We start from the raw sequence: 22,899 nt of genomic DNA on the forward strand, positions 1-22,899 counted from the left end.
AAGTACCGTATCCTTGCGCCCCTATGCAACAGCTGCTTCTCGACATCCGCCCGCCGTCGCGTCCCGAGCTCGCCCGCTTCGTGGTCGGGCGCAATGTCGAGCTGATGGCGCAATTGCAGGCCATGCTCGACGGCAGGGCGGCCGAGCGCATGGTCTACGTCTGGGGCGCGCCGGGCAGCGGCAAGAGCTACCTGCTCGCCGCCTGGGCGCATGCCTGCGAGGCGCGCGGCCTGTCGGTCGACACGACCGGGCAATGCGCTGCGCAGGCGGTCGTCGCCGACGGGGTCGACTCCTGGAGTCTGGCGCAGCAGCAGGCCGGGTTCGCCGCGTTCAATCGCGTGCGCGAAGCGGGAGGGGTGTGGCTGGCGGCCGGCAACGTGTCGCCGGCCGAGCTGCCGCTGATGCCGGAGCTGAAGACGCGGCTGGGATGGGGCCTGGTCTTCCAGCTGCACGGTCTCGACGATGCCGAGAAGCGCGCCGCGCTCGCCCAGCATGCGGAAACCCTGGGGTTCCGGCTGGACCCCCAGGTGGCTGACTATCTGCTGAATCACACCGCGCGCGAAATGCAGAGCCTGCTGCGCGTGCTGGAGGCGCTCGACCGCTTCAGCCTGGAAACGCGGCGCCCGATCACGCTGCCGCTGTTGCGGCAACTGCTGGCGGAAAGGCCCTGATCAGGCCTGGCCCTGCTGCGCCTGCTGCTCGGCGATGTCCTTGTGGACCTGCGCCATGTCGAGACCCATCACCTGCTCGATCAGCGAATCCAGCGCATTGGCGGGCAGCGAACCGGCCTCGGAATAGAGGATGACCTGCTCGCGGAACACCATCAGCGTGGGAATGGAGCGAATCTGGAAATAGCCGGCCAGATCCTGCTCGACCTCGGTGTTGACCTTGGCGAACACGATGTTGGCGTGTTTCTCGGACGCCGCCTCGAAGATCGGCGCAAAGCCGCGGCAGGGACCGCACCACGGCGCCCAGAAATCGACGATGACGACGTCGTTGCCGTTGATGGTGGATTCGAAGTTGTCCTTGGTGAGTTCGATGACGGCCATGCTGGTTCCCGCAAAGTAATAATAAAAAGGCGCGAGGACGGATCCGTCGCGCCTGAATGCCACCCTATCACGGATGGCGGGCCTCCGACAATGCGGGGCGGGTTATCGGGCAGTGCGGGTTCGGTTGCCCGTTGCCCTGGTCCAGCCGAAGCCGGCTGGCCTGAATCTATTTGGCGAAGGCCTGGCTGAAGAGCCCGCGTTTTTGCGGGGAAGGCTGCGTCCCGCGCGCGACGTTCTGGCCATGCTTCAGATTCCCGCGTACCTCGGCGCGGTTGACCGCCATGATGAGTTCGGTCGCCAGCACGCGGGCTTGGTGCGGGGTGAGGACGAGCTCACAGTCGTGGGCCTGAAGCGTCACGACGACCCGGTCGCGGCCCTGGGTGTCTTCCTGCAGCGTGATGTCCAGCGCGTTGCCGGGCTCGAGTTCGATCATCGTGTCTCTCCTTGTCGTGTTTTTGCAGGAATCGCAGCAGGGTTCATGCCAGTCCCGATGCGCCGGCAGGCGCAAACGAAAGCCTTATTGGAGCGTGGAGACGGTGACGGCTTGATGACTTTCCGCGGGTGCGCCGTGACGAAGCTTCGTCATTGCGAGCGGGTAATTCGTCAACGCCGGGGGAAACAAAAGGCGGCAGCAAGGGGTCAACGCGAAACAGGCACGGTAAGCTTGGCCGACCGGCCGCAGGCGATCGGTGGCCAATCGAGCGAAAGGGGTCCCCATGCTGCTGCGTCAATCCACCGATATTCTCCCTTCCGAAATCACGCCGCCCGCGATCTACCGCGAGCGGCGCCGCTTCATGCAGGGGCTCGGGGCCCTTGCGGCGGGAGCGGCGCTGGGTCTCGCGCCGGATGCGAGGGCGGGAGCCCGGCTGCCCGGCGTGCGTAGCGGCGCCTACGTCCTGAACGAGGCCCAAACGCCCTACCAAGCGGTCACGACATACAACAACTTCTACGAGTTCGGCACCGGCAAGAGCGATCCGGCCGAGAATGCCGGCAGCCTCCGGACCCGGCCATGGACGGTCGTCGTCGATGGCGAGGTCGCACATCCCGGAACCTATGACATCGACACGCTGCTGAAGCTGGCGCCGCTCGAGGAGCGGGTCTACCGGCTGCGCTGCGTCGAGGGGTGGTCGATGGTGATCCCGTGGGTCGGCTATCCGCTGCGTGAACTGGTGCGGCGTGTGGAGCCGACCGGCAAGGCGAGATACGTCGAGTTCGTGACGCTGTACGACCCCGCCGAGATGCCCGGCCAGCGTTCGGGGGTGCTCGACTGGCCCTACGTCGAAGGGCTCAGGCTCGACGAGGCGATGCATCCGCTGACGATCCTGGCGGTCGGCCTCTACGGCGAGGTGCTGCCGAACCAGAACGGTGCGCCGATCCGCGTGGTCGTGCCCTGGAAATACGGCTTCAAGAGTGCGAAGTCGATCGTCCGGATCCGCTTCGTCGAAATGCAGCCGCTGACGACATGGATGCGCGCCGCGCCGCGGGAGTACGGCTTCTATTCCAACGTCAACCCGCACGTCGACCACCCGCGCTGGAGCCAGGCGAAGGAACGGCGCATCGGCGAGTTCTTCAAGCGCGACACGCTGATGTTCAACGGCTACGGGGATCAGGTCGCGCAGCTCTACCGCGGGATGGATCTGCAGCGCTTCTTCTGATGGGGGCTTGGCTGCGCAACCCGAAAGTCTGGCTGTTAACCGCCTGCCTGCTGCCGCTGCTGCGACTGGTCGTGCTCGGTAGCCGCGGAGGGCTGGGTGCGAATCCGATCGAGTTCATCACGCATTCGACCGGAACGTGGACGCTGGTCGGCCTGATGGCGACGCTCGCGATCACCCCCCTGCGGCGCCTGACGGGGTGGTCCCGACTGCTTCGCTACCGGCGCATGCTCGGCTTGTTCAGCTTCTTCTACGCGAGCCTGCATTTCCTGACCTATCTGTGGCTGGACCAGTTCTTCGACCTCGCCGCGATCGCCAGGGACATCGTCAAGCGCCCGTTCATCACGGTCGGCTTTGCCGCCTGGGTCCTGCTCCTCCCGCTCGCGGCCACCTCGACCCGGGCGATGATGCGCAGGCTTGGCCGGCACTGGCAGCAACTGCATCGACTGGTCTATGTGGTCGCCTTGCTGGGCGTGGTGCACTATCTATGGCTGGCCAAGAAGGACCTGACGCAGCCGCTGATCTACGGTGCCGTGCTGGCCACCCTGCTGGTGCTGCGGCTGCCGTGGGCGGCGAGCGCACTGCGGGCCTTGCGGGCGCACATCGCGCCGGCTCGCCCGTAAGGCGCGGGCCGGCACACGCCGTGCCGGCCGTGCAATAAAAAACGGGGGCTATGCCCCCGTTTCAGATTGGGCAGTGCCCGACCTGTTAGAGCCCGAAAGGCTTGATGACCGGTACCGCCGGTGCGGGCGCGGGCGCGGGGGCCGGCGCAGGCTTGACGGCGGGCGCCGCCTTTTTTGCTGCAGGCTTCTTCGCCGGTGCGGCCTTTTTCGCCGGTGCCGCCTTCTTGGCTACAGCCTTCTTGGCGGCGGGCTTTTTCGCCGGTGCAGCCTTCTTGGCGGCGGGCTTCTTGGCGGCGGGCTTTTTCGCCGGTGCGGCCTTCTTGGCTACGGGCTTCTTGGCGGCGGGCTTTTTCGCCGGTGCGGCCTTCTTGGCTACGGGCTTCTTGGCGGCGACCTTTTTCGCCGGTGCGGCCTTCTTGGCTACGGGCTTCTTGGCGGCGACCTTTTTCGCCGGTGCGGCCTTCTTGGCTACGGGCTTCTTGGCGGCGACCTTCTTCGCCGGTGCGGCCTTCTTGGCTACGGGCTTCTTGGCGGCGACCTTCTTCGCCGGTGCGGCCTTCTTGGCTACGGGCTTCTTGGCGGCGACCTTTTTCGCCGGTGCGGCCTTCTTGGCTACGGGCTTCTTGGCGGCGGTTGCCTTTTTCGCCGGTGCGGCCTTCTTAACTGCGGGCTTCTTGGCCGGTGCGGCTTTCTTGGCTGCGGGCTTGGCTGCGGCCTTCTTGGCTGCCGGCTTGGCAGCGGGTTTCTTTGCTGTTGCCATTTAACACTCCTTAGAAGTTGGACACATTCACTTATCACTACAGCTTGATGCCACGTGCAGTCAGAATTTGCACTTCCAAAGCGTGGTACCCACAGGCGACGAACTTGCCCGAAACCCGCTTGAGACGGGCGATACCGAGGCTCCGCTTGGTGAGCCTCATTCTAGTTACTTTTGCCGGGGGTTCAATGAATAGTCAAGTTCCCGCGCAGATAATCCGCGCGGAAATGTAGCGGTCAAGCAAAATGTATCGCCGCGACACTAAAAATCCGGACTGGAACGGTTCGGCGCGAATCGCTGAAAGTCAGTATACAAGCCGCTCTCCAGCGAGGAGCTGGTCCAGCGTTTCGCGCTCGCGAACGAGATGAATTTCATTCTTGTCGATCAGGATTTCGGCCGCGCGCGGACGCGAATTGTAGTTCGACGCCATGCTCATGCCATAGGCGCCGGCCGAAAGCAGTGCCAGAAGGTCGCCCTCCTCGATCGCCAGATCCCGCGCAAACCCAAGGAAATCGCCGGTTTCGCAGATCGGGCCGACGATGTCGTAGCGACGCGCTGGCACGGTTCTTTCGCCGACCGCGACGATCTCGTGGTAGGCCTCGTACAGCGCCGGGCGCATCAGATCGTTCATCGCGGCGTCGACGATGGCGAAGTTCTTGTCCTCGCCGGGCTTCAGGTATTCGACGCGAGTCAGCAGCAGGCCTGCGTTGCCGACCAGCGAACGGCCAGGTTCCAACAGCAGTTTCTCGCGGCGGCCGGCGAACTTCTGCGCCAGCACCCGGCCGTAGGCGGCGAGGTCGGGGGGCGTCTCGTCGCGATAGCGGATGCCGACGCCGCCGCCGAGGTCGATGTGGCGCAGCGCGATGCCGTCTGCTGCGAGGGTGTCGACGAGGTCCAGCACGCGGTCGGCGGCGTCTGCCAGCGGCGAGAGATCGGTCAGCTGCGAGCCGATGTGGCAGTCGACGCCGGTGACCTTGAGGTTCGGCAGGCTGGCGGCCAGGCGGTAGAGTGCGGGCGCCTCGGCGATCGGCACGCCGAACTTGTTCTCCTTGAGGCCGGTGGAGATATAGGGATGGGTCTTGGGGTCGACGTCGGGGTTGACGCGGAACGACACCGGCGCGACCTTGCCCATGTCGCCGGCGACGCGGTCGAGTCGATGCAACTCGCTTTCCGACTCGAGGTTGAAGCACAGGATGCCGGCGTCGAGGGCGGCACGCATTTCGTTCGCGGTCTTGCCGACGCCGGAGAACACGACCTTGCCGGCATCGCCGCCGGCCGCCAGCACGCGGGCGAGCTCGCCGCCCGACACGATGTCGAAGCCGGCGCCGAGCCTGGCGAAGAGGTTGAGGATGGCGAGGCTGGAATTGGCCTTCACCGCGTAGCAGATGAGGTGCGGCGTGGCGGCGAAGGCCTCGGCGTAGGCGCGGTAGGCGGATTCGAGCGCTGCCCGCGAGTACACGTAGAGCGGGGTGCCGAAACGCTCGGCGAGCGTATCCAGTGCCACGTCCTCGAGATGGAGGCGGCCGTCGATGCGATGCAGGGTATTCAATTGGAAGTCCGTTGCGGGGCGGGAGGATTTTCGGGAAGATACAGGTCACCCTTGGAGCCGCAGGCGGAGAGGCCGAGGCCGCACAGCAGCAGGGACACTATATATAGCGTGCGCAGGTTCATGCGCCAAATGTTAGCACGGGACATCATGACGGGAATTGACTCTGGCGAGGCCGAATTCAACCAGGCGGCGAACGCGGCGCTGGCCCACATCGAACAGGCGCTGGAAGACGCCGACCTCGATTTCGAGACGCCGGCGGACGGCATCATCGAGGTCGAACTCGACGACGGCAGCAAGATCATCATCAACCGCCACGGCGTGGCGCGGGAAATCTGGGTGGCCGCGCGTTCGGGCGGTTTCCATTTCAGGCCGCAGGCGGGCGGCTGGGTCGACACCAAGGGGGGCGAGCCGCTGTACGACAAGCTGGCCGCGCTGATCGCCGCGCAGGGCGGCGTCATGGTCCGCTTCTGAATCCGGCTTGAAGAGCCAGGCGCTCACCCTGTTCGACCTGGTCGAGCGGCTGTCGCTGCTGACCCGCGCCGACCTCAGGCAGGCGGGTGCCGCGCAGGGTCTGCAGCCGGTGCACCTGCAGGTGCTGTTCTATCTCAACCAGGCCAACCGCTTCAGCAACACCCCGCAGGCCCTGACCGAATATCTCGGCCTCACCAAGGGAACCGTGTCGCAGACCGTCATGGTGCTGGCGCGGCGGCGCCTCCTGTCGCGTTACGCCGACCCGCGCGACGGGCGGGTGGTGCGCCTCATCCTGACCGAGGGCGGCGCGACGCTGCTGAAGACGCTCAGCGCCGGCGCAGCGTGGCGCGACATCGTGCAGACCGCCAGCCAGGCGCGGGTGACCTCGGCGATCGTGGTGCTGCGGCAGGTGCTGGCGCAGGTGCAGGCGCAGAGCGGCAAGCGGAGCTTCGGCGTCTGCGCGAGCTGCCGCCATAACCAGCGGCTGGGGCCGCGCAGCTACTTCTGCGGGCTGATGCAGGAAAAACTCAGCAGCCCCGAGACACGGCGCATCTGCCGCGAGCACGCGCCGCCGCTGGCGGCCGAGCCGGCCCTCGGGGCCTAGAGACGCTTGCGGGCGCGCGCGATCGCGGCACGCACCTGGTTCGGGGCCGTGCCGCCGAGATGGTCGCGCGCGGCGAGCGAGCCCTCGAGCGTGAGCACGGCGTAGACGTCGTCGGCGATGACCGGGCTGAAGGCCTGCAATTCGGCGAGCGGCAGCTCGGCGAGATCCCGCCGGGAGGCTTCCGCCGCCCGCACGGCGCGCGCCACCACCTCATGGGCGTCGCGGAAGGGCACCCCTTTCTTGACCAGGTAATCGGCCAGATCGGTGGCGGTGGCGAAGCCCTGCATGACGGCGGCGCGCATCGCCTCGGGCTTCACCGTCACCCCGCGCAGCATGTCCGCGTAGATCGCCAGGGTGTCGGCCAGCGTGTCGACGGTGTCGAACAGCGGTTCCTTGTCTTCCTGGTTGTCCTTGTTGTAGGCCAGCGGTTGCCCCTTCATCAGCGTCAGCAGGGCGACGAGGTGGCCGTTGACGCGGCCGGTCTTGCCGCGCACCAGTTCGGGTACGTCCGGGTTCTTCTTCTGCGGCATGATCGAGGAGCCGGTGCAGAAGCGGTCGGCGAGGTCGATGAAGCCGAAGCTCGGGCTCATCCACAGGATCAGTTCCTCGGACAGGCGCGACAGGTGGGTCATCACCAAGGCGGCAGCGGCGGTGAATTCGATGGCGAAGTCGCGATCCGACACGGCGTCGAGCGAGTTTTCGCACACGGCCTCGAAGCCGAGCGCGCGGGCGACGAATTCCCGGTCGATCGGGTAGCTGGTGCCGGCGAGCGCCGCGGCGCCCAAAGGCAGGCGATTGACGCGGCGGCGGCAGTCGGCCATTCGCTCGGCGTCGCGCGCCAGCATTTCGAAGTAGGCCAGCAGGTGATGCCCGAAGGTGACCGGCTGCGCAACCTGCAGGTGGGTGAAGCCCGGCATCACCGTGTCGGCGTGTGCCTCGGCGAGGTCGACGAGCGAGGTCTGGCAGGCCTTGATGCCTGCGATGATGCGGTCGATCGCGTCGCGCAGGTAGAGGCGGATGTCGGTCGCGACCTGGTCGTTGCGGCTGCGGCCGGTGTGCAGGCGCTTGCCGGCATCGCCGATCTTCGCGGTCAGCGCGGCCTCGATGTTGAGGTGGACGTCCTCCCTGTCGAGCGACCAGGCGAAACGGCCGGCGCGGATCTCGTCCAGCAGCTCGGCCATGCCGCGCCGGATCGCGTCCAGGTCGTCCTTGGTCAGCACGCCGACGTGGTGCAACATGGCGGCGTGCGCCAGCGAACCCTGAATGTCGAACGCGGCCAGCCGATAATCGAAGGGAATCGACGCGGTGTAGCGCTTGACGATTTCGGAGACCGGCTCGGAAAAGCGGCCGGACCAGGCGCCTTCCGGCGGCGTCGAGGACGTGCTCATGGGGCAGGAACGGGGGAATGAAAAGGAAGAATCATAACAACCGGCAGGTCGAATTGCCGAACTTCTGCCACATGGGGGTCAGCCTGCGCATCGTGTTGACCGTCGAGGCTGCGCTGATGGCGGGCGTGGTTGCGCGCGTGGCGGATGCACAGGCGTTCTGGCGGGCGTTCATCGCACTGTCGGCGCTGGCGCAGCCGGCGCTGCTGTTGACGCTGCTCGCGCTCTGCGCGGGCGGGCGCTGGCTGCGCAGCCAGCCCTACCGGCGTGGCGTGGCGCTGACGCTGGCACTGGGCGTGGCAGTGCCGACGCTGTTCCGGCTCTGGATGGGGCCGCAGCTGGCGGGGCCGGATGACGATCCGGTCGTCGCGGTGGCCCTGTTCGCGCTGGCGGTCGGCGCGGGACTCCTGGGCTATTTCAACCTGCGCGCCCGCGCGCTGTCTCCCGCCATCACCGAGGCGCGGCTGCAGGCCCTGCAGGCGCGCATCCGCCCGCATTTCCTGTTCAACAGCCTCAATGCCGTGCTGTCGCTCGTGCGCAGCGATCCGCGCCGCGCCGAGCACGCGCTCGAGAATATGGCCGACCTGTTCCGCGCGCTGATGAGCCAGGCCAACCAGCTGGTTCCGCTGGAGGACGAGGTTGCGCTGACCCGCGCCTATCTGGAGCTCGAGCAATTGCGCCTGGGCGAGCGTCTGCAGGTCGCCTGGCACGTCCGGAAGATGCCGGGCGACGCGCTGGTTCCGCCGCTGGTGATCCAGCCGCTGGTGGAGAACGCCGTATACCATGGCATCGAGCCGCAGCCCGCAGGCGGCGAGATCAGCCTGAATCTCTATCGCAGCGGCGACAAGGTGCACATCGTCGTGCGCAACCCGATCGCCGCCGCCACCGGCCACCACAAGGGCAACCGGATCGCGTTGGCCAACATCCGCGAGCGCCTGCTGCTGCACTTCGACCTCGATGCCCAGCTCAAGTTGGAACCGCTGGGGGCCGTTTATCAGGTGCACATCGTCCTGCCCTATACCCGTGAACGCACCCAGCCCGCCCCTGCGCGTCCTCATCGTCGATGACGAGGCGCCCGCGCGCCACCGCCTGCGCGACGTGCTGGCGGACTGCGCCGGCGCGCTGCCGGTCGACGTGGTCGGCGAAGCGGACAACGGGATCGACGCCTTGACCCAGGTGCAGCGGCAGCCGGTCGACGCCGTCCTGCTCGATATCAGGATGCCCGGCATGGACGGCCTCGAGTGCGCGGCCCATCTCAACCGCCTGGCAACGCCGCCCGCGATCATATTCAGCACGGCCTACGACGCCTACGCCTGTCAGGCCTTCGACCTCAACGCCGTCGATTACCTGCTGAAGCCGGTCCGCGCCGAGCGCCTGATGCAGGCCCTGTCGCGTGCGCACCGGCTTAACGCGACGACGCTGGAGCATTTGCGCGAGGCCCACCCGAAGGCGCGCACCCACCTCTCGGTCAACGAGAAAGGCCGCATCGTGCTGATTCCGATCGGGGACATCCTGTACCTGAAGGCGGAACTGAAATATGTCACCGTGCGGACGGCTGCGCGCGAGTTCCTCATCGAGGAGTCGCTTACCCGGCTGGAAGACGAGTTCGGGGGCACTTTCCTGCGCATCCACCGCAATTGCCTGGTTGCCCGGGCGCGGATCCGCGAGGTCGGCAAGCAGCCCGGCGACGACGAGGGGCATTTCCTGCGGCTGGACGGCCTCGACGAGCGGCTGATGGTGAGCCGGCGCCAGTATTCGGCGCTGCGCGAGGCGCTCAAGGCGTTCTGATGGCCCGCATCGGGCGTGCCAATAAAAATAAACTCCAGCAATATCAGCGTCTTATCATGTTCCTACAACTAAAGTTGTATAGCCGGATCGCGCGCCGCTTCGTAGGATGAAGCCGCTTGCTGTTCCGCGGCAAGCAGAAGTTCTCCGCAATGAGGAACGTGTCTCCTCATCTCCGCCGGGTTCGTCCGAACCCGGCTTTTTTTTGCCTGCCCCGGCTATCATGGCGGCATGGAACCCGACAACCCGAACCGCCACCCGCAGGGGGCAGGCCGTGATCGTCAAGCCGCTGCCCCGAGGGATCCCCTTTCGGATATGGCGCCAACAAGCACGCTCACCGAAACCCCGCTCGCATCCGAAACCGTCTTCAAGGGCCGGCTCATGCACGTCAAGCGCGATCGCGTGCGGCTGCCCGACGGCCGCGAGTCGACGCGCGAATACATCGTTCATCCCGGCGCCGTTGTCGTCATTCCGGTGTTCGACAACGGCGACCTGCTGCTGGAGCGGCAGCACCGCTACCCGCTGCACCGTGACTTCATCGAGCTGCCCGCCGGCAAGATCGACCCGGGCGAGGACGACCTCACCTGCGCCAGGCGCGAGCTCGAGGAGGAAACGGGCTACACCGCGACCGAGTGGCGCGCGGTCACGACGATCTATCCCTGCATTGGCTATTCGGACGAACGCCTGGCGTTCTACCTGGCGCGCGGCCTGGCGGACGGCACGCACGCGCGCGACCACGACGAATTCCTGGAAATCTTCCGCCTGCCGTTCGCCGAGGCGATGCAGTGGGTGCGGGACGGCCGCATCTGCGAGACCAAGACCGTGATCGGCCTGTTCTGGCTTGAGAAGATGCTCGAACAAGGCTGGTAAGCCTTCGCGATTCGAGCAGGCGGGCGGGTAGGCCCGTCCGCGCCGCACGCGGACGGCGTGCGGCGCGGAGGGTCAGCCGGGCTGGTAGGCCAGGTTCGGCGCCAGCCAGCGCTCCGCTTCAGCCATCGACCAGCCCTTGCGGCGGGCATAGTCCTCGACCTGGTCGCGCTCGATCTTGGCGACGGCGAAGTACTGGCTGTCGCGGTGCGACAGGTAGAAGCCCGACACCGCGGCGCCCGGCCACATCGCAAAGTTCTCGGTGAGCTGGACGCCGATTGCGTTCGTCGCGTCGAGGAGGCCGAACAGGGCCGCCTTTTCGCTGTGCTCCGGGCAGGCCGGATAGCCCGGCGCCGGGCGGATGCCTTGATACTGTTCTGCGATCAGCTCGTCATTTGTGAGCGCTTCCTCGCTTGCGTAGCCCCAGAATTCCTTGCGCACGCGCAAATGGAGGTGCTCCGCGAAGGCTTCCGCCAGGCGGTCGCACAGCGCCTTGAACAGGATCGCCGAGTAGTCGTCGTGGGCCGCCTCGAACGCCTTTGCGCGCTCGTCCTCGCCGATGCCGGCGGTGACGACGAAAGCGCCGACATAATCCTTCTGCCCGCTCGACCGGGGGGCGACGAAATCGGCGAGGCACAGGTTCGCGCGTCCCTCGGGCTTCTTCATCTGCTGGCGCAGGTTGTGCCAGGTCTCGCGCACCGCTGCGCGCGACTCGTCCGCATAGATCTCGATGTCGTCGTCGCCCACGCAATTGGCGGGGAAAAGCCCGAATACGGCGCGCGCCTCGACCCAGTTCTCCGCGATCATCTGCTTCAGCATCGCCTGGGCGTCGGCATAGAGCTTCTTCGCCTCGGTGCCGACCACCTCGTCGTCGAGGATCTTCGGAAACTTGCCGTGCAGTTCCCATGACGCGAAGAAGGGCGTCCAGTCGATCGTCGCCGCGATGCGGGAGAGATCGTAGGCGCGCAGCACGTGGACGCCGGGCTGCTTCGGCACGGGCGGCGCGTAGGCTGTCCAGTCGATCGGGAATTTGTTGGCGCGCGCCTCCGCCAGCGATACGCGCGCGGTATCGGACTTGTGCTTCAGATGCCGCTCGCGCGTCTTGGCGTATTCAGCCTTGATGTCGGCGGCGTAGGCGTCGCGCAGGTCCTTCGACAGCAAGTGGGTACAGACGCCGACCGCGCGCGAGGCGTCCTTCACGTAGACGACCGGCGACTCGTAATTCGGCGCGATCTTGACCGCGGTGTGCGCCAGCGAGGTCGTCGCGCCGCCGATCAGCAGTGGAATCGTGTAGCCCTGGCGCTGCATCTCGCGCGCCACGTGTGCCATTTCCTCCAGCGAGGGCGTGATCAGGCCAGACAGGCCGATGATGTCGGCTTGGTGCTCCTTCGCGGCGTCGAGGATCTTCTGCGCCGGCACCATCACGCCAAGATCCACGATGTCGTAGCCGTTGCAGCCGAGCACGACGCCGACGATGTTCTTGCCGATGTCGTGGACGTCGCCCTTGACCGTTGCCATCACGATCTTGCCGGCGCTCTGGGCGTCTCCCGCACGCTTGTCGGCCTCGATGAAGGGAATGAGGTGGGCCACCGCCTGCTTCATCACGCGGGCGGACTTCACCACCTGCGGCAGGAACATCTTGCCGGCACCGAAGAGGTCGCCCACGACGTTCATGCCGGCCATCAGCGGGCCTTCGATCACGTGCAGCGGGCGCTCGGCCGCGAGGCGGGCCTCCTCGGTGTCCTCGACGATGTACTGCGTGATGCCCTGCACCAGCGCATGCGACAGCCGCTCGTTCACCGGCAGGCTGCGCCAGGCGAGGTCCTCGACCTTCTCCTTGGCGCCGCCCTTCACGCCCTCGGCGAAGCTCACCAGCCGCTCGGTCGCGTCGGCGCGCCGGTTCAGCAGCACGTCCTCGACGCGCGCCTTGAGTTCGGGATCGAGCGCCTCGTAGACGCCGAGCTGGCCGGCATTGACGATGCCCATGTCCATGCCGGCCTGGATCGCGTGGTAGAGGAAGGCCGTGTGGATCGCCTCGCGCACCGCGTCGTTGCCGCGGAACGAGAAGCTCACGTTCGACACGCCGCCGGAGACATGGGCGTGCGGCAGGTTCTGGCGGATCCAGCGCGTGGCCTCGATGAAATCGACCGCGTAGTTGGCATGCTCCTCGATGCCGGTGGCGACCGCGAAGATGTTGGGGTCGAAGATGATGTCCTCGGGCGGGAAGCCGACGGTTTCCGTCAGCAGCTTGTAGGCGCGCGCGCAGATTTCGGTCTTGCGCGCATAGGTGTCGGCCTGGCCGGTTTCGTCGAAGGCCATCACGATGACCGCCGCGCCATAGCGCAGGCACAGCTTCGCCCGCTCGATGAACTCGGCCTCGCCTTCCTTCATCGAGATCGAGTTGACGATACCCTTGCCCTGGATGCACTTGAGTCCGGCCTCGATCACGTTCCACTTCGACGAGTCGAGCATGATCGGCACCCGCGCGATGTCGGGCTCCGAGGCGATCAGGTGGAGGAAGCGCACCATCGCCGCCTCGGCGTCGAGCATGCCCTCGTCCATGTTGATGTCGATGACCTGGGCGCCGTTCTCCACCTGCTGCCGGGCCACCGACAGCGCGTCGTCGTAGCGGCCCTCGAGGATCATGCGGGCGAAGGCTTTCGACCCGGTGACGTTGGTCCGCTCGCCGACGTTGACGAAGAGGCTGTCCTTGCCGACGTTGAAGGGTTCCAGCCCCGACAGGCGCATCGCCGGCTCCAGCACCTGCGGCGTGCGCGGCGCGACACCCTCGACCGCCTGGGCGATGGCGGCGATGTGCGCGGGCGTGGTGCCGCAGCAGCCGCCGACGATGTTGAGCAGGCCCGAGCGCGCCCATTCGCCGATGTGCGTCGCCATCTCGGCGCCGTCCATGTCGTACTCGCCGAAGGCGTTGGGCAGGCCGGCGTTGGGGTGGGCCGAGACGAAGGCGTCGGCCTTGGTGGCGAGCTCCTCGACGTACTGGCGCAGCAGATCCGGCCCGAGCGCGCAGTTGAGACCGATGGATAAGGGCCGGGCGTGGCGCACCGAGTTCCAGAACGCCTCGGTGGTCTGCCCGGAAAGCGTGCGGCCCGAGGCATCGGTGATCGTGCCGGAGATCATCACCGGCAGGCGCAGCTTGTTGGCTTCGAAGTATTCCTCGATCGCGAACAGCGCGGCCTTGGCGTTGAGCGTGTCGAAGATCGTCTCGACCATCAGGATGTCGGCGCCGCCCTTGACCAGCCCGTCGATCGCTTCCAGGTAGGCCTCGCGCAACTGATCGAAGGTGACGTTGCGGTAGCCGGGGTCGTTGACGTCGGGGGAAATGGTGGCGGTGCGTGAGGTGGGGCCAAGCACGCCGGCGACGAAGCGGGGCTTCGCCGGGTTGGCCGCGGTCGCTTCGTCGGCCGCCTCGCGCGCGAGCCTGGCGGCGGCGAAGTTCAGCTCCGGCACCAGATGCTCCATGCGGTAGTCCGCCATCGAGATCGAGGTCGCGTTGAAGCTGTTGGTCTCGAGGATGTCGGCGCCGGCGGCGAGGTACTTGGCGTGGATCTCCTTGATGACCTGCGGCTGCGTCAGGCACAGCAGGTCGTTGTTGCCCTTGAGGTCGTGCGGGAAGTCGGCGAAGCGGTCGCCGCGGTAATCGGCCTCGGTCAGCTTGTAGGACTGGATCATCGTGCCCATCGCGCCGTCGAGGACGAGGATGCGCTGGGCGAGCAGGGAGCGGAGCGGGTCGGTGCGGTTGGCCATGATGCAGGGCGATTCCGGGGCAAACTTGAATGGTAACACCCGTCTCCGCGGGGTTCCGCTGCCGACTTGTCGACGCTCCTATCGGCTTCGCCACACGGCGGGCGTGGGGAAAGGGGCCGAAACCCCGCAAGAAAAAGGTGGACGGGCATGGCCTGATAATTGCAGACGCCCCTTGCCAGGGGAGCGTCTGGCCCAGGCGACGACAAGATACGGCGAGCGAACGAATGGCGATACGACACTATTTTCTCAAGCGCATGCTGATGGTGCTCTGCATCGGCGCGCTGGCGCCCGTGCCTGCTCTGGCCGCCGACCGGGTCGAGAAGGCCTCCGGCTATTACGAGGACGCGCTCGTGCGCATGGACCGCAAGGATGTCCAGGGCGCCATCGTCCAGCTGAAAAATGCGCTGCAGCAGGACGGCAAGATGCTGCCAGCGCTGGTGCTGCTCGGCGAAGCCTACTTGGCGAGCGGCGCGCCGCTGGGCGCCGAGCGGGTGCTGGCCGATGCCGAGCGGCTGGGCGCGGACCGGTCGCAGATCATCGCCATGCAGGTGGAGGCTTACGGGTTGCTCGGACGCAACCAGGCCTTGCTGGAGCGGTTCTCCCCGGACGGACTTCCCGCGCGCGTCAAGTACAAGGTTCTGGTTGGGCGTGGCTACGCGCAGATCGGTCTCGGACAGACGCGTGCGGCACTTCAGTCCTTCGAGCAGGCACGGCAGCTCTTCCCCGACGACCCCATTGCGCTGGTCGGGCAGGCGATGGCCTATCTGCGGGGCGGCGACCATGCCAATGCCGCCGACATGGCACAACGTGCGATCGCGAAGGCGCCGACCGATCCGTCCGGCTGGAACATGAAAGGCTCGGTCGCCCATGCCCAGGGGAACGTCAGGGAAGCGCTGGCAGCCTACGACAAGGCCTTGAGCCTGAAGCCCGATTATCTGGATACGCTGATTGCGCGGGCTTCGCTGCTGTTCGACCTCAACCGCGACCGCGAGGCGGCCCGGGATGTCGCCGTCCTCAAGCAGAGGTTCCCCGGGGACCCGCGGAGCGCCTATCTGCAGGCGCTTCTCGCGGGCCGCCAGGGAAAGGGCAAGGAAGCGCGCGATGCGCTCGTCGCCGCCGCGGCCGCGCTCGATGCCCTTCCCTTCGAGGCGGTGCAGACGCGTCCCCAGCTGGTGTTGCTCGGCGGGATCGCGCATTTCAGCCTTGGCGAGGATGAAAAGGCCAAGACGTATCTTGGCGCGTATCTGCGGAAATATCCCCAGCATCTCGGGGCGCGCAAGCTCATGGCCGCCATCCTGCTGCGGGAACGGGACTACAGCAAGGCGATCACGGTCCTGGAAGGGGAGGTCCGGGCACGGCCGAGCGATCCCCAGGCGTTGTCGATGCTGGCGACGGCCTACATGGCCCTGGGGCGGCACGCCGAGGCGGTGTCCCTGCTGGCGGACGCGGCCAGTCTGGGGGGAAGCCGCGCGCCGGACGTTACCGCGAATTTCGGCCTGAGCCTCATCGGGAGCGGCCAGGAAGCGCAGGGGATGGCGCAACTTCAAAAAGCCTACTCGGAGAATCCCGGCCGGGCCCACGCCGGCGTTCCATTGGCCATCCTGTACCTCAGGCTGGATCAGCCCCAGCCGGCGATCCAGATCCTGCAGGCCGTGACGCGGAATGAACCGCAGAATCTGACCGCGATGAACGTCCTGGCAGTTGCGCGCGGGATGGCGAACGACCGGCTGGGGGCGCGCAAGACGTATGAACGCATCCTCGCGCTCAACCCGAACTTCACGCCTGCCCGGCTCAATCTGGCGCGCCTGGATCGCTACGAGGGCAAGCCGGACGACGCACGCCGGCGCCTGCTTGCAATCCTCAAGACGCAACCCAGGAACGGTGACGCCATGTACGAACTCGCGCAGCTCGAGTCGGCTGCCGGGCGTACGTCCGAGGCTGTCCGCTGGCTGGAAAAGGCGCGCGCGTTCGATCGGCAGGCGCTTCGCGCCAGCCTTGCGCTGATCGAGGTTTACCTCGGAGCCGGCGACGTCCAGAAAGCGCTGGATATCGCCAAGTCAGCCCAGGCGGGGAATCCGGACGACCTGCAGGCCCTGGAAGCGCTCGGCCGCTGCTATCTGGCCATCGGGAATGTCGGCCTGGCACGCGAGAATTTCAAGCACCTGAGCCAGGCGGCGGGCTTCGACGCCGACTGGCAATTGCGTGCAGCGGATTGGCAGATGGGTGCCGGCGATCTCGACGGCGCACGCTACGCGGCGGACAAGGCATTGCTGAGCAAGCCCGGGTTGCTTCCTGCGCTGCTGGCCAAGGCGCGCCTGGAGAGCCGTGCCGGCAACCTGGACGCGGCTGAAAAACAGGCGCGTACGCTGGCGGCCCAGTACCCGCGATCGGCCGCGACCCAGCAACTGCTTGGCGATGTCGCCATGCAGCGCGAGCGCTATCGCGACGCCGTGTCCGCGTACGAAGCGGCCTACCGGCTCGAGAAGACGCCCGCGCGCGCGATCGGTCTGTTCGACGCTTATGGCCGTTCAGGGGAAACGGCCAGGGCGTTGTCGTTCATCCAGTCGTGGGTCGCGGCCAGCCCCGGTGACATCGCCGGCCGTCGCGCCCTGGCAGGCGCCTATATCGGGTCGGGACAACTCGATCTCGCGCAGCGGCATTATGAAACGCTGGTCCGGCTGTCGCCCAACGACGGCAGCCTCTACAACGACCTGGCCTACGTCATGCTCAAGCGCGGCCAGCCCGGTGCGCTGGCGGTCGCGCAAAAGGCGTATCAGCTGGCGCCGCGCGACGCCAACGTGGCCGATACGCTCGGCTGGGTGCTGGTCGAGGCGGGGCAGGTCGACAAGGGGCTGCGTTATTTGCGCGAAGCCCAGGTGCGGGCTCCCGATCATCCCGAGATCCGCGCGCATCTCGCAGAAGCCCTCAGGCGCCGGGGCGCGCCAGGCCGCTGACCGCGCGGGCTGTGGGCGGACGATGCGTCGGGTTTCTTTACAGTTATCGCGAGCCGCTCATGCTGTTGCCCCGAAGATGTGATGCAACGCCTTGATAAACAATAAATAAAAATTCTTGGTACACCGATTGCTTCGCTTCACTCGAGCGATCACTGCAGCAAACATAAGGACAAGCAAAATGACACGGACACTCCGGCAGATTACAAGGGGAATGGGCGCACTGCTCGTGGGGCTCGGGCTGGCGGGCGCCGCGCATGCGACCTACTCATCGGGGCAGGGCACATCGTGCGGCGGCGGGACGACCAACCCGAACTGCGACACGTGGACCTTCAACAACACGAAAACCAACACCCAGAACGGCATCACGGCCACCGCGTCGGGCTGGTCGAACACCGTCGGTTCCGCGAACGTGCTTCTCGACAGCGCCTATATCACGCTGAACGGCAGCAGCGGTCTCGGCGTGCGCAACAACGACTGCTCCGGCTTTTCCAACTGCACCGGCGGCACGTCGGGGCGCGATGCCAATGAGGGAAACAGCCCCGAGCATGCCATCGACAACAACGAGCGGGTCGATTCGATCCTCTTTTCCTTTACCGACAAGATCAACCTCACGTCCTTCGCGGCGGGGTGGGTGCAGACCGACTCGGATTTCACGATCATGGCATATACGGGCTCCGGGAATCCGGCGAGCCTCGCGGGCCAGTCGTATGCGGGACTCCTGTCGAACGGCTGGTCCCTGATCGGCAACTTCCTCGCAGGTTCGAGCACCGGCGCTCACGATTTTGCCAACAGCGTCTATTCCAGCTACTGGCTGATCGGCGCGCTCAACACCTTTGTGGGCGGCGATCCGACCAAGGCGGGGAACGACTACTTCAAGCTGATTTCGCTCGCCGGCTGCACCTGCGACAATGCGCCGCCTGGAACCCCGGGATGCGGGGGCAACGGCAATGGCGGCGGCGTGCCGGAGCCGGGAACCCTGTTCCTGATGGGAGCGGGGCTGTTCGGTCTCACGCGTTTCAACGCACGGCGCCGGGTGCGCGGCGTTTCGCTGGCCGCCTGAACGCCCCGGCGACAGATCGAGAGGCCCTTCGGGGCCTCTTGCCGTTTGGGAATGCGCGCGGCTCTGCTAGGGTGACGAACGGATAGGCCGCGGAGCATGAGATGAAGCAGATCACCCCGAAGGAAACCCACACCTATTTGCAGTCGCATCCGGAGGCCGTCTTCATCGACTGCCGCTCGGAAATCGAATACCTGTTCGTCGGCCATCCGGTCGGGGCGATTCACATCGCCTGGCAGGACGGGCCGGACTGGGACGTCAACCCGGACTTCCTCGGCCACGCCCGCAAGGCGGCCTCGGTCAACCGACCGGTGGTGCTGATCTGCCGCTCGGGCCGGCGCTCGGCCGATGCCGGCCGCTACCTCGAGAAGCACGGCTTTCCCGAGGTTTACAACGTTGCCCACGGCTTCGAGGGCGACATGGACGAGCAGCGCCATCGCAGCACCCGGAACGGCTGGCGTTTCGACGGCCTGCCTTGGGAGCAGACCTAGCCCAGGGTGACGCCGAGCCAGGCGCCGATGAAGTAGGTCGCGAGTCCGGCCGCGCCGCCGATGCCGAGCATGCGCAGCCCGGAGAGGAGCGCGTGGCGCCCGGTGAACAGGCTCATGCTCGCGCCGACGATGAAGAGCCCGAGCGCGGTCAGCACGATCGATGCGGCGAGCGCGTGGGCGGACTCGACCAGGAAAGGCAGCAGCGGCAGGGCGGCGCCGGCGGTGAAGGCCGAGAAGGACGAGATCGCCGCCACCCAGGGCGAGCCGAGTTCGTCGGGGTTGAGGCCGAGCTCCTCGCGTGCCAGCGTGTCGAGCGCGCGCTCCGGGTCCTGCATCAGGGTATCGGCGAGGCGCCGCGCCTCCGCCGGGTCCATGCCCTTGGCAGCGTAGATCAGCGCCAGTTCGGCCGCCTCTTCCTGCGGGTACTCGGCGAGCTCGTCGCGCTCGAGGCCGATCTGGTATTCGAACATCTCGCGCTGCGAGCGCACCGACACGTATTCGCCCGAGGCCATCGAGAAGGCGCCCGCCAGCAGGCCGGCGACGCCGGTCAGGAGGATGACCGAGGGCTCGGGCGCCGCGCCGGCGACGCCGTAGATCAGCGCGGCGTTCGAGACCAGGCCGTCGTTGATGCCGAACACGCCGGCGCGCAGCGCGTTGCCCGCGGTGCCGCTCTGATGGCGCTTGCCGATCTGGTCGACGCGGGTCGGCATCGGATGCGGCGGATTCTGCGTGTAGAGCACCATGCCGCGTACCTTCATGGCCGCCAAGACACCGCGCATCGCGCGCGGCTTGAACAGCCGGGTCAGCCTGCCGACGATGCGCGTCCGCAGGTCGGGGCGGTAGGTCCCAGGCAGCGGTCCGCCGCCCTGGCGGATCGTGCCGAGCCAGATTTCCGCCTGCGCGTCGGCCGCCTGCGCGAGCTCGGTGAACAGCGCTTCGCGCGCGGTGCCGCGCTCGCAGTCCGCCACCACGCGGTAGAGCCAGGCCGAACGCTTTTCTTCCTGCCAGGATGCGTAAGCCGAACTCATGCCTGCCTCCGGTACTGGATGGCCTCGGCAAGATGGACCGGCGCGATGGCATCGCTGGCCGCGAGGTCGGCGACCGTGCGCGCGAGCCGGAGCACGCGGTGATAGGCGCGAGCCGACAGGTTCAGCCGCGCGATCGCCTGCTTGAGCAGCGCTTCGCCGGCGGCATCGAGGCCGCAGAAGCGTTCGATGTCACGGGTGCCGAGCGCGGCATTCGGCTTGCCCTGCCGCTGGATCTGCCGGTCGCGCGCCGCCTGCACGCGGGCACGGATGGCGGCGCTGGGCTCGCCCGGCGCCGCCTGCAGCAGTTCGTCCTCGGTCAGCGCCGGCACGCCGACCTGGATGTCGATGCGGTCGAGCAGCGGTCCCGAAATGCGCGCGCGGTAGCGCGCGATCTGGTCCGGCGTGTCGCGGCAGGCCTGGGTGGGGTGGCCGAGATAGCCGCAGGGGCAGGGGTTCATCGCTGCGACGAGCTGGAAGCGCGCCGGGAAGTCGGCCTGCCGGGCCGCGCGCGAGATCGTGATGTGGCCCGTCTCGAGCGGCTCGCGCAGCACCTCCAGTACCTGCCGCGGGAATTCGGGCAGCTCGTCGAGGAACAGCACGCCATGGTGCGCGAGCGAGATCTCGCCGGGGCGCGGCGTGTTGCCGCCGCCGACCAGCGCCACGGCCGAGGCGGTGTGATGCGGGGCGCGAAACGGACGGCGGCGCCAGTGCTCCTGGCGGAAGCCGCCGTTGAGCGAGGCGACCGCCGCCGCCTCCAGCGCTTCGGCCTCATCCATCTCCGGGAGGATGCCGGGGAAGCGCGCGGCGAGCATCGACTTGCCGGTGCCGGGCGGGCCCGCCAGCAGCACCGAATGACCACCCGCCGCGGCGACCTCGAGCGCGCGCTTGGTGGCGCTCTGGCCCTTGACGTCGGCGAAGTCCGGGTAGTCGGGCACGGGATCCGCTGCGCGCGCCGTGGGTGCGGCAAGCGGCGCCTGGCCCGCGAGCCAGCCGCACACCTCGAGCAGGCTGGTCGCGCCGAACACGTCGACGCCGCTCGCCAGGACGGCTTCGCCGGCCGATTCGACCGGCAGCACCAGCTGGCGGCCCGCGGCGCGGGTGGCCAGGGCCATCGCCAGCGCGCCGCGCACCGGGCGCAGTCCGCCGGTCAGCGCGAGTTCGCCCGCGAATTCCGCCTGCTTGAAACGATCGGCCGGGATCTGGCCCGACGCGGCCAGGATCGCCAGGGCGATGGGAAGATCGAAGCGGCCGGATTCCTTCGGCAGATCGGCCGGTGCCAGGTTGACCGTGATGCGGCGCGCCGGGAACTCGAAGCGGGCGTTCTGGATCGCTGCGCGGACGCGGTCGCGCGCCTCCTTCACTTCGGTTTCCGGCAGGCCGACCAAGGTGAAGGCAGGCAGGCCGTTGGCGAGGTGCGCCTCGACGACGACCTCGGGCGCATGCATGCCGTTCAGGGCCCGGCTGGTGACGACGGCGACGGCCACGGACCTATTCGGCGTCGCGCTGCTGCTTTTCCAGTTCGGCGACGCGCGCTTCCAGCTGCGCGAGCTTCTCGCGCGTGCGCGCAAGGACCTCGGTCTGTACGTCGAATTCCTCGCGGTTCACCAGGTCGAGCTTGCCGAGCATCGAGGTGAGGCCGGCCTTGAGGTTCTGTTCGATGTCGCGGGCGGGCGACTGCTTCAGCACCTCGCCCAGCTTGCCGACGAGTTCATTGACGAATGCGGGCGTGGGAAATTTCGTGTTCGGGTTCATGACGGCCTCCATTGAGAGCGGAGTGTAGCAAGCCACGGCGCGATGGAGGGGCCCGCGACGGACGCGCCGGGCACAAAGACCGTGCATGCGGATTCCGCAACGCACCAGCAGGGTGCGAACGCCGGCCGATCGCTGCGCATGAGATTTGTAACCCCATGTTTTATAGTGACAAAGTGAGCTGGCATGCCACGTGCTGAACGACGGGTGCGATTTTGCGCACCCTCATTCGCTCAGGAGAAATTCATGAAAAAAACTGCACACGCTTGGGTTCTGGCCGGTCTGGTGGGCATGCCCACCTTCGCGATCGCGGACGAGCCGGCTTCGCCGCACACCCTGACCGCCAACGTCGGCCTCACCAGCAACTACGTGTTCCGCGGTATCTCGCAGACCCAGGGCGAACCGGCCATTCAGGGCGGGCTCGACTATTCCCACGCGAGCGGCTTCTACCTCGGTACCTGGGGCTCCAATGTCGGCTGGCTGACCGACTTCCAGGGCTACAAGAGCGGCAGCATGGAGCTCGACATCTACGGCGGCTACCGCAACGCCATCGGCCCCGTCAGCTATGACGTTGGCGCGATCCGCTACATGTACCCGGGCAGCAAGAACAATACCGATCCGGCAAACACCACGCTCCCCGGTGCCTGGACTTCGGAAGCTTATGCTTCCGTGGGCTGGAAGTGGTTCACCGCCAAGTATTCCTACTACCTGAGCGATTCGGTGTTCGGCGTCGGGCCGAATGCCAATGGCTCCGGCTACCTCGATCTTTCCGCCAGCCTGCCCGTCGCCGACACCGGCCTGACCCTGGGCGCGCATTGGGGTTCTTTCAACTTCAAGAACGACACGACGTATTCGCCTGCCGTTACACCGGACTACAAGGACTGGAAGGTCAGCGCGACCTATGACCTGGGCAAGCTGGCGAAGCAGACGTCCGGCATGAACCTGGGCGTCGCGTACAGCGACACCGACGCCGAGAAGGCATTCTGGCACGACGCGAGTGGCCGTTATCTGGGCAAGGCCACCACCACCGTCTGGATTTCCAAGACGTTTTGATCAACTGACCGATCGGAGCGGTGCAAACGCCCGCTCCTTTTTCCCTTGTCCAAGTTCTGG

22 protein-coding genes are annotated in these 22,899 nt (G+C 66.9%); 12 read left to right on the forward strand and 10 right to left on the reverse strand.

The genetic code is table 11. The annotated features are described in order from the left end of the window. The first annotated feature begins 23 nt into the window (after positions 1–23). A complete protein-coding gene (gene hda / locus VA613_RS01355) occupies positions 24–671 on the forward strand; it encodes a DnaA regulatory inactivator Hda (protein WP_324780073.1) in 648 nt (215 codons plus the stop codon). On the opposite strand, the gene trxA is transcribed toward hda, so the two are convergent. Together trxA and VA613_RS01365 are read right to left on the reverse strand one after the other, a co-directional pair. Beyond that, positions 672–1,049 (reverse strand): thioredoxin, encoded by a 378-nt coding sequence (gene trxA / locus VA613_RS01360; protein ID WP_324780074.1) that lies wholly within the window; start codon positions 1,047–1,049, stop codon positions 672–674. 166 nt (positions 1,050–1,215) lie between these two features. Continuing rightward, entirely contained in the window at positions 1,216–1,482 is a 267-nt protein-coding gene (locus VA613_RS01365) for a hypothetical protein (RefSeq protein WP_324780075.1), read from the reverse strand. 283 nt (positions 1,483–1,765) lie between these two features. On the opposite strand from VA613_RS01365, the gene msrP reads away from it, so the two are divergent. Both msrP and VA613_RS01375 read left to right on the forward strand, forming a co-directional pair. Then, on the forward strand, positions 1,766–2,704 hold the full coding sequence (msrP, locus tag VA613_RS01370) for a protein-methionine-sulfoxide reductase catalytic subunit MsrP (protein ID WP_324780076.1): 939 nt from the start codon (positions 1,766–1,768) through the stop codon (positions 2,702–2,704). Continuing rightward, complete coding sequence (locus tag VA613_RS01375) at positions 2,704–3,324, forward strand: protein-methionine-sulfoxide reductase heme-binding subunit MsrQ (RefSeq protein ID WP_324780077.1); 621 nt, start codon at positions 2,704–2,706, stop codon at positions 3,322–3,324. Before msrP ends, VA613_RS01375 begins: the two co-directional genes overlap by 1 nt. Positions 3,325–3,409: 85 nt before the next feature. Here the strand turns inward: VA613_RS01375 and VA613_RS01380 are convergent, their stop codons facing one another. From VA613_RS01380 to lptM, 3 genes are all read right to left on the reverse strand, one after another. Next, positions 3,410–4,084, reverse strand: coding sequence for a histone H1-like repetitive region-containing protein (locus VA613_RS01380; protein ID WP_324780078.1), 675 nt, complete (start codon positions 4,082–4,084; stop codon positions 3,410–3,412). A 301-nt stretch (positions 4,085–4,385) separates the two neighbouring features. Next, positions 4,386–5,630, reverse strand: a complete 1,245-nt coding sequence (gene lysA / locus VA613_RS01385) for a diaminopimelate decarboxylase (protein WP_324780079.1) — start codon at positions 5,628–5,630, stop codon at positions 4,386–4,388. Beyond that, positions 5,627–5,896, reverse strand: a complete 270-nt coding sequence (gene lptM, locus VA613_RS14940) for an LPS translocon maturation chaperone LptM (RefSeq protein ID WP_407702874.1) — start codon at positions 5,894–5,896, stop codon at positions 5,627–5,629. The genes lysA and lptM overlap by 4 nt, the downstream gene beginning before the upstream one ends. On the opposite strand from lptM, the gene cyaY reads away from it, so the two are divergent. Next, positions 5,778–6,101, forward strand: coding sequence for an iron donor protein CyaY (cyaY, locus tag VA613_RS01390; RefSeq protein ID WP_324780080.1), 324 nt, complete (start codon positions 5,778–5,780; stop codon positions 6,099–6,101). The two genes, lptM and cyaY, sit on opposite strands and share 119 nt — an antisense overlap. A gap of 7 nt (positions 6,102–6,108) precedes the next feature. Continuing rightward, entirely contained in the window at positions 6,109–6,705 is a 597-nt protein-coding gene (locus VA613_RS01395; RefSeq protein ID WP_324780081.1) for a MarR family winged helix-turn-helix transcriptional regulator, read from the forward strand. Here VA613_RS01395 and argH read toward each other — a convergent pair. Beyond that, positions 6,702–8,093 carry an argininosuccinate lyase gene (argH, locus tag VA613_RS01400; protein ID WP_324780082.1) on the reverse strand — a complete coding sequence of 464 codons (1,392 nt, stop codon included), beginning with the start codon at positions 8,091–8,093 and terminating at the stop codon, positions 6,702–6,704. The genes VA613_RS01395 and argH overlap by 4 nt on opposite strands. 17 nt (positions 8,094–8,110) lie before the next feature. Between argH and VA613_RS01405 the strand changes: the two genes are divergently transcribed. The 3 genes from VA613_RS01405 to VA613_RS01415 all read left to right on the forward strand — a co-directional run bounded on the left by VA613_RS01405 (position 8,111) and on the right by VA613_RS01415 (position 10,745). After that, positions 8,111–9,157: a sensor histidine kinase gene (locus tag VA613_RS01405; RefSeq protein WP_324780083.1), complete on the forward strand. Its 1,047-nt coding sequence runs from the start codon at positions 8,111–8,113 to the stop codon at positions 9,155–9,157. After that, on the forward strand, positions 9,114–9,878 hold the full coding sequence (locus tag VA613_RS01410) for a LytR/AlgR family response regulator transcription factor (protein WP_324780084.1): 765 nt from the start codon (positions 9,114–9,116) through the stop codon (positions 9,876–9,878). Before VA613_RS01405 ends, VA613_RS01410 begins: the two co-directional genes overlap by 44 nt. 312 nt (positions 9,879–10,190) lie before the next feature. After that, positions 10,191–10,745 (forward strand): NUDIX hydrolase, encoded by a 555-nt coding sequence (locus tag VA613_RS01415; RefSeq protein ID WP_324780085.1) that lies wholly within the window; start codon positions 10,191–10,193, stop codon positions 10,743–10,745. A 72-nt stretch (positions 10,746–10,817) separates the two neighbouring features. Here VA613_RS01415 and metH read toward each other — a convergent pair whose 3' ends face one another. Further along, a complete protein-coding gene (gene metH / locus VA613_RS01420; protein ID WP_324780086.1) occupies positions 10,818–14,507 on the reverse strand; it encodes a methionine synthase in 3,690 nt (1,229 codons plus the stop codon). Positions 14,508–14,761: 254 nt separating this feature from the next. Between metH and prsT the strand changes: the two genes are divergently transcribed. From prsT to VA613_RS01435, 3 genes are all read left to right on the forward strand, one after another. Then, entirely contained in the window at positions 14,762–17,461 is a 2,700-nt protein-coding gene (gene prsT / locus VA613_RS01425) for an XrtA/PEP-CTERM system TPR-repeat protein PrsT (RefSeq protein ID WP_324780087.1), read from the forward strand. Positions 17,462–17,687: 226 nt separating this feature from the next. Beyond that, positions 17,688–18,521 (forward strand): exosortase-dependent surface protein XDP1, encoded by an 834-nt coding sequence (xdp1, locus tag VA613_RS01430; RefSeq protein ID WP_324780088.1) that lies wholly within the window; start codon positions 17,688–17,690, stop codon positions 18,519–18,521. A gap of 101 nt (positions 18,522–18,622) precedes the next feature. Then, entirely contained in the window at positions 18,623–19,009 is a 387-nt protein-coding gene (locus VA613_RS01435) for a rhodanese-like domain-containing protein (RefSeq protein WP_324780089.1), read from the forward strand. Here VA613_RS01435 and VA613_RS01440 read toward each other — a convergent pair. From VA613_RS01440 to VA613_RS01450, 3 genes are read right to left on the reverse strand one after another with little or no spacing between them, the layout of a single operon-like run. Further along, positions 19,006–20,037, reverse strand: coding sequence for a VIT1/CCC1 transporter family protein (locus tag VA613_RS01440; protein WP_324780090.1), 1,032 nt, complete (start codon positions 20,035–20,037; stop codon positions 19,006–19,008). The two genes, VA613_RS01435 and VA613_RS01440, sit on opposite strands and share 4 nt — an antisense overlap. Beyond that, positions 20,034–21,521, reverse strand: coding sequence for a YifB family Mg chelatase-like AAA ATPase (locus VA613_RS01445; RefSeq protein ID WP_324780091.1), 1,488 nt, complete (start codon positions 21,519–21,521; stop codon positions 20,034–20,036). Before VA613_RS01445 ends, VA613_RS01440 begins: the two co-directional genes overlap by 4 nt. A gap of 4 nt (positions 21,522–21,525) precedes the next feature. Further along, the gene (locus VA613_RS01450) at positions 21,526–21,789 is read right to left on the reverse strand and encodes an accessory factor UbiK family protein (protein WP_324780092.1); all 264 of its coding nucleotides are present in this window, start codon (positions 21,787–21,789) and stop codon (positions 21,526–21,528) included. Between the two features lie 243 nt (positions 21,790–22,032). Here VA613_RS01450 and VA613_RS01455 point away from each other — a divergent pair, with 243 nt between their 5' ends. Next, on the forward strand, positions 22,033–22,839 hold the full coding sequence (locus VA613_RS01455; RefSeq protein WP_324780093.1) for a TorF family putative porin: 807 nt from the start codon (positions 22,033–22,035) through the stop codon (positions 22,837–22,839). Positions 22,840–22,899 lie beyond the last annotated feature (60 nt).

This window comes from Thiobacillus sp. SCUT-2, from assembly GCF_035621355.1.
GTDB classification, from domain to species: Bacteria; Pseudomonadota; Gammaproteobacteria; order Burkholderiales; family Thiobacillaceae; genus Thiobacillus; species Thiobacillus sedimenti.

Excerpts from the sequence above, each read along its gene's own strand:
- VA613_RS01405 (WP_324780083.1), top strand. The coding sequence starts at position 8,111 with ATGAAAAGGAAGAATCATAACAACCGGCAGGTCGAATTGCCGAACTTC.
- VA613_RS01365 (WP_324780075.1), bottom strand. The coding sequence starts at position 1,482 with ATGATCGAACTCGAGCCCGGCAACGCGCTGGACATCACGCTGCAGGAA.
- hda (WP_324780073.1), top strand. The coding sequence starts at position 24 with ATGCAACAGCTGCTTCTCGACATCCGCCCGCCGTCGCGTCCCGAGCTC.
- VA613_RS01455 (WP_324780093.1), top strand. The coding sequence starts at position 22,033 with ATGAAAAAAACTGCACACGCTTGGGTTCTGGCCGGTCTGGTGGGCATG.
- VA613_RS01375 (WP_324780077.1), top strand. The coding sequence starts at position 2,704 with ATGGGGGCTTGGCTGCGCAACCCGAAAGTCTGGCTGTTAACCGCCTGC.
- VA613_RS01435 (WP_324780089.1), top strand. The coding sequence starts at position 18,623 with ATGAAGCAGATCACCCCGAAGGAAACCCACACCTATTTGCAGTCGCAT.
- trxA (WP_324780074.1), bottom strand. The coding sequence starts at position 1,049 with ATGGCCGTCATCGAACTCACCAAGGACAACTTCGAATCCACCATCAAC.
- VA613_RS01415 (WP_324780085.1), top strand. The coding sequence starts at position 10,191 with ATGGCGCCAACAAGCACGCTCACCGAAACCCCGCTCGCATCCGAAACC.
- cyaY (WP_324780080.1), top strand. The coding sequence starts at position 5,778 with ATGACGGGAATTGACTCTGGCGAGGCCGAATTCAACCAGGCGGCGAAC.
- msrP (WP_324780076.1), top strand. The coding sequence starts at position 1,766 with ATGCTGCTGCGTCAATCCACCGATATTCTCCCTTCCGAAATCACGCCG.
- lptM (WP_407702874.1), bottom strand. The coding sequence starts at position 5,896 with ATGCCGTCCGCCGGCGTCTCGAAATCGAGGTCGGCGTCTTCCAGCGCC.
- VA613_RS01440 (WP_324780090.1), bottom strand. The coding sequence starts at position 20,037 with ATGAGTTCGGCTTACGCATCCTGGCAGGAAGAAAAGCGTTCGGCCTGG.
- VA613_RS01380 (WP_324780078.1), bottom strand. The coding sequence starts at position 4,084 with ATGGCAACAGCAAAGAAACCCGCTGCCAAGCCGGCAGCCAAGAAGGCC.
- metH (WP_324780086.1), bottom strand. The coding sequence starts at position 14,507 with ATGGCCAACCGCACCGACCCGCTCCGCTCCCTGCTCGCCCAGCGCATC.
- prsT (WP_324780087.1), top strand. The coding sequence starts at position 14,762 with ATGCTGATGGTGCTCTGCATCGGCGCGCTGGCGCCCGTGCCTGCTCTG.
- argH (WP_324780082.1), bottom strand. The coding sequence starts at position 8,093 with ATGAGCACGTCCTCGACGCCGCCGGAAGGCGCCTGGTCCGGCCGCTTT.
- VA613_RS01450 (WP_324780092.1), bottom strand. The coding sequence starts at position 21,789 with ATGAACCCGAACACGAAATTTCCCACGCCCGCATTCGTCAATGAACTC.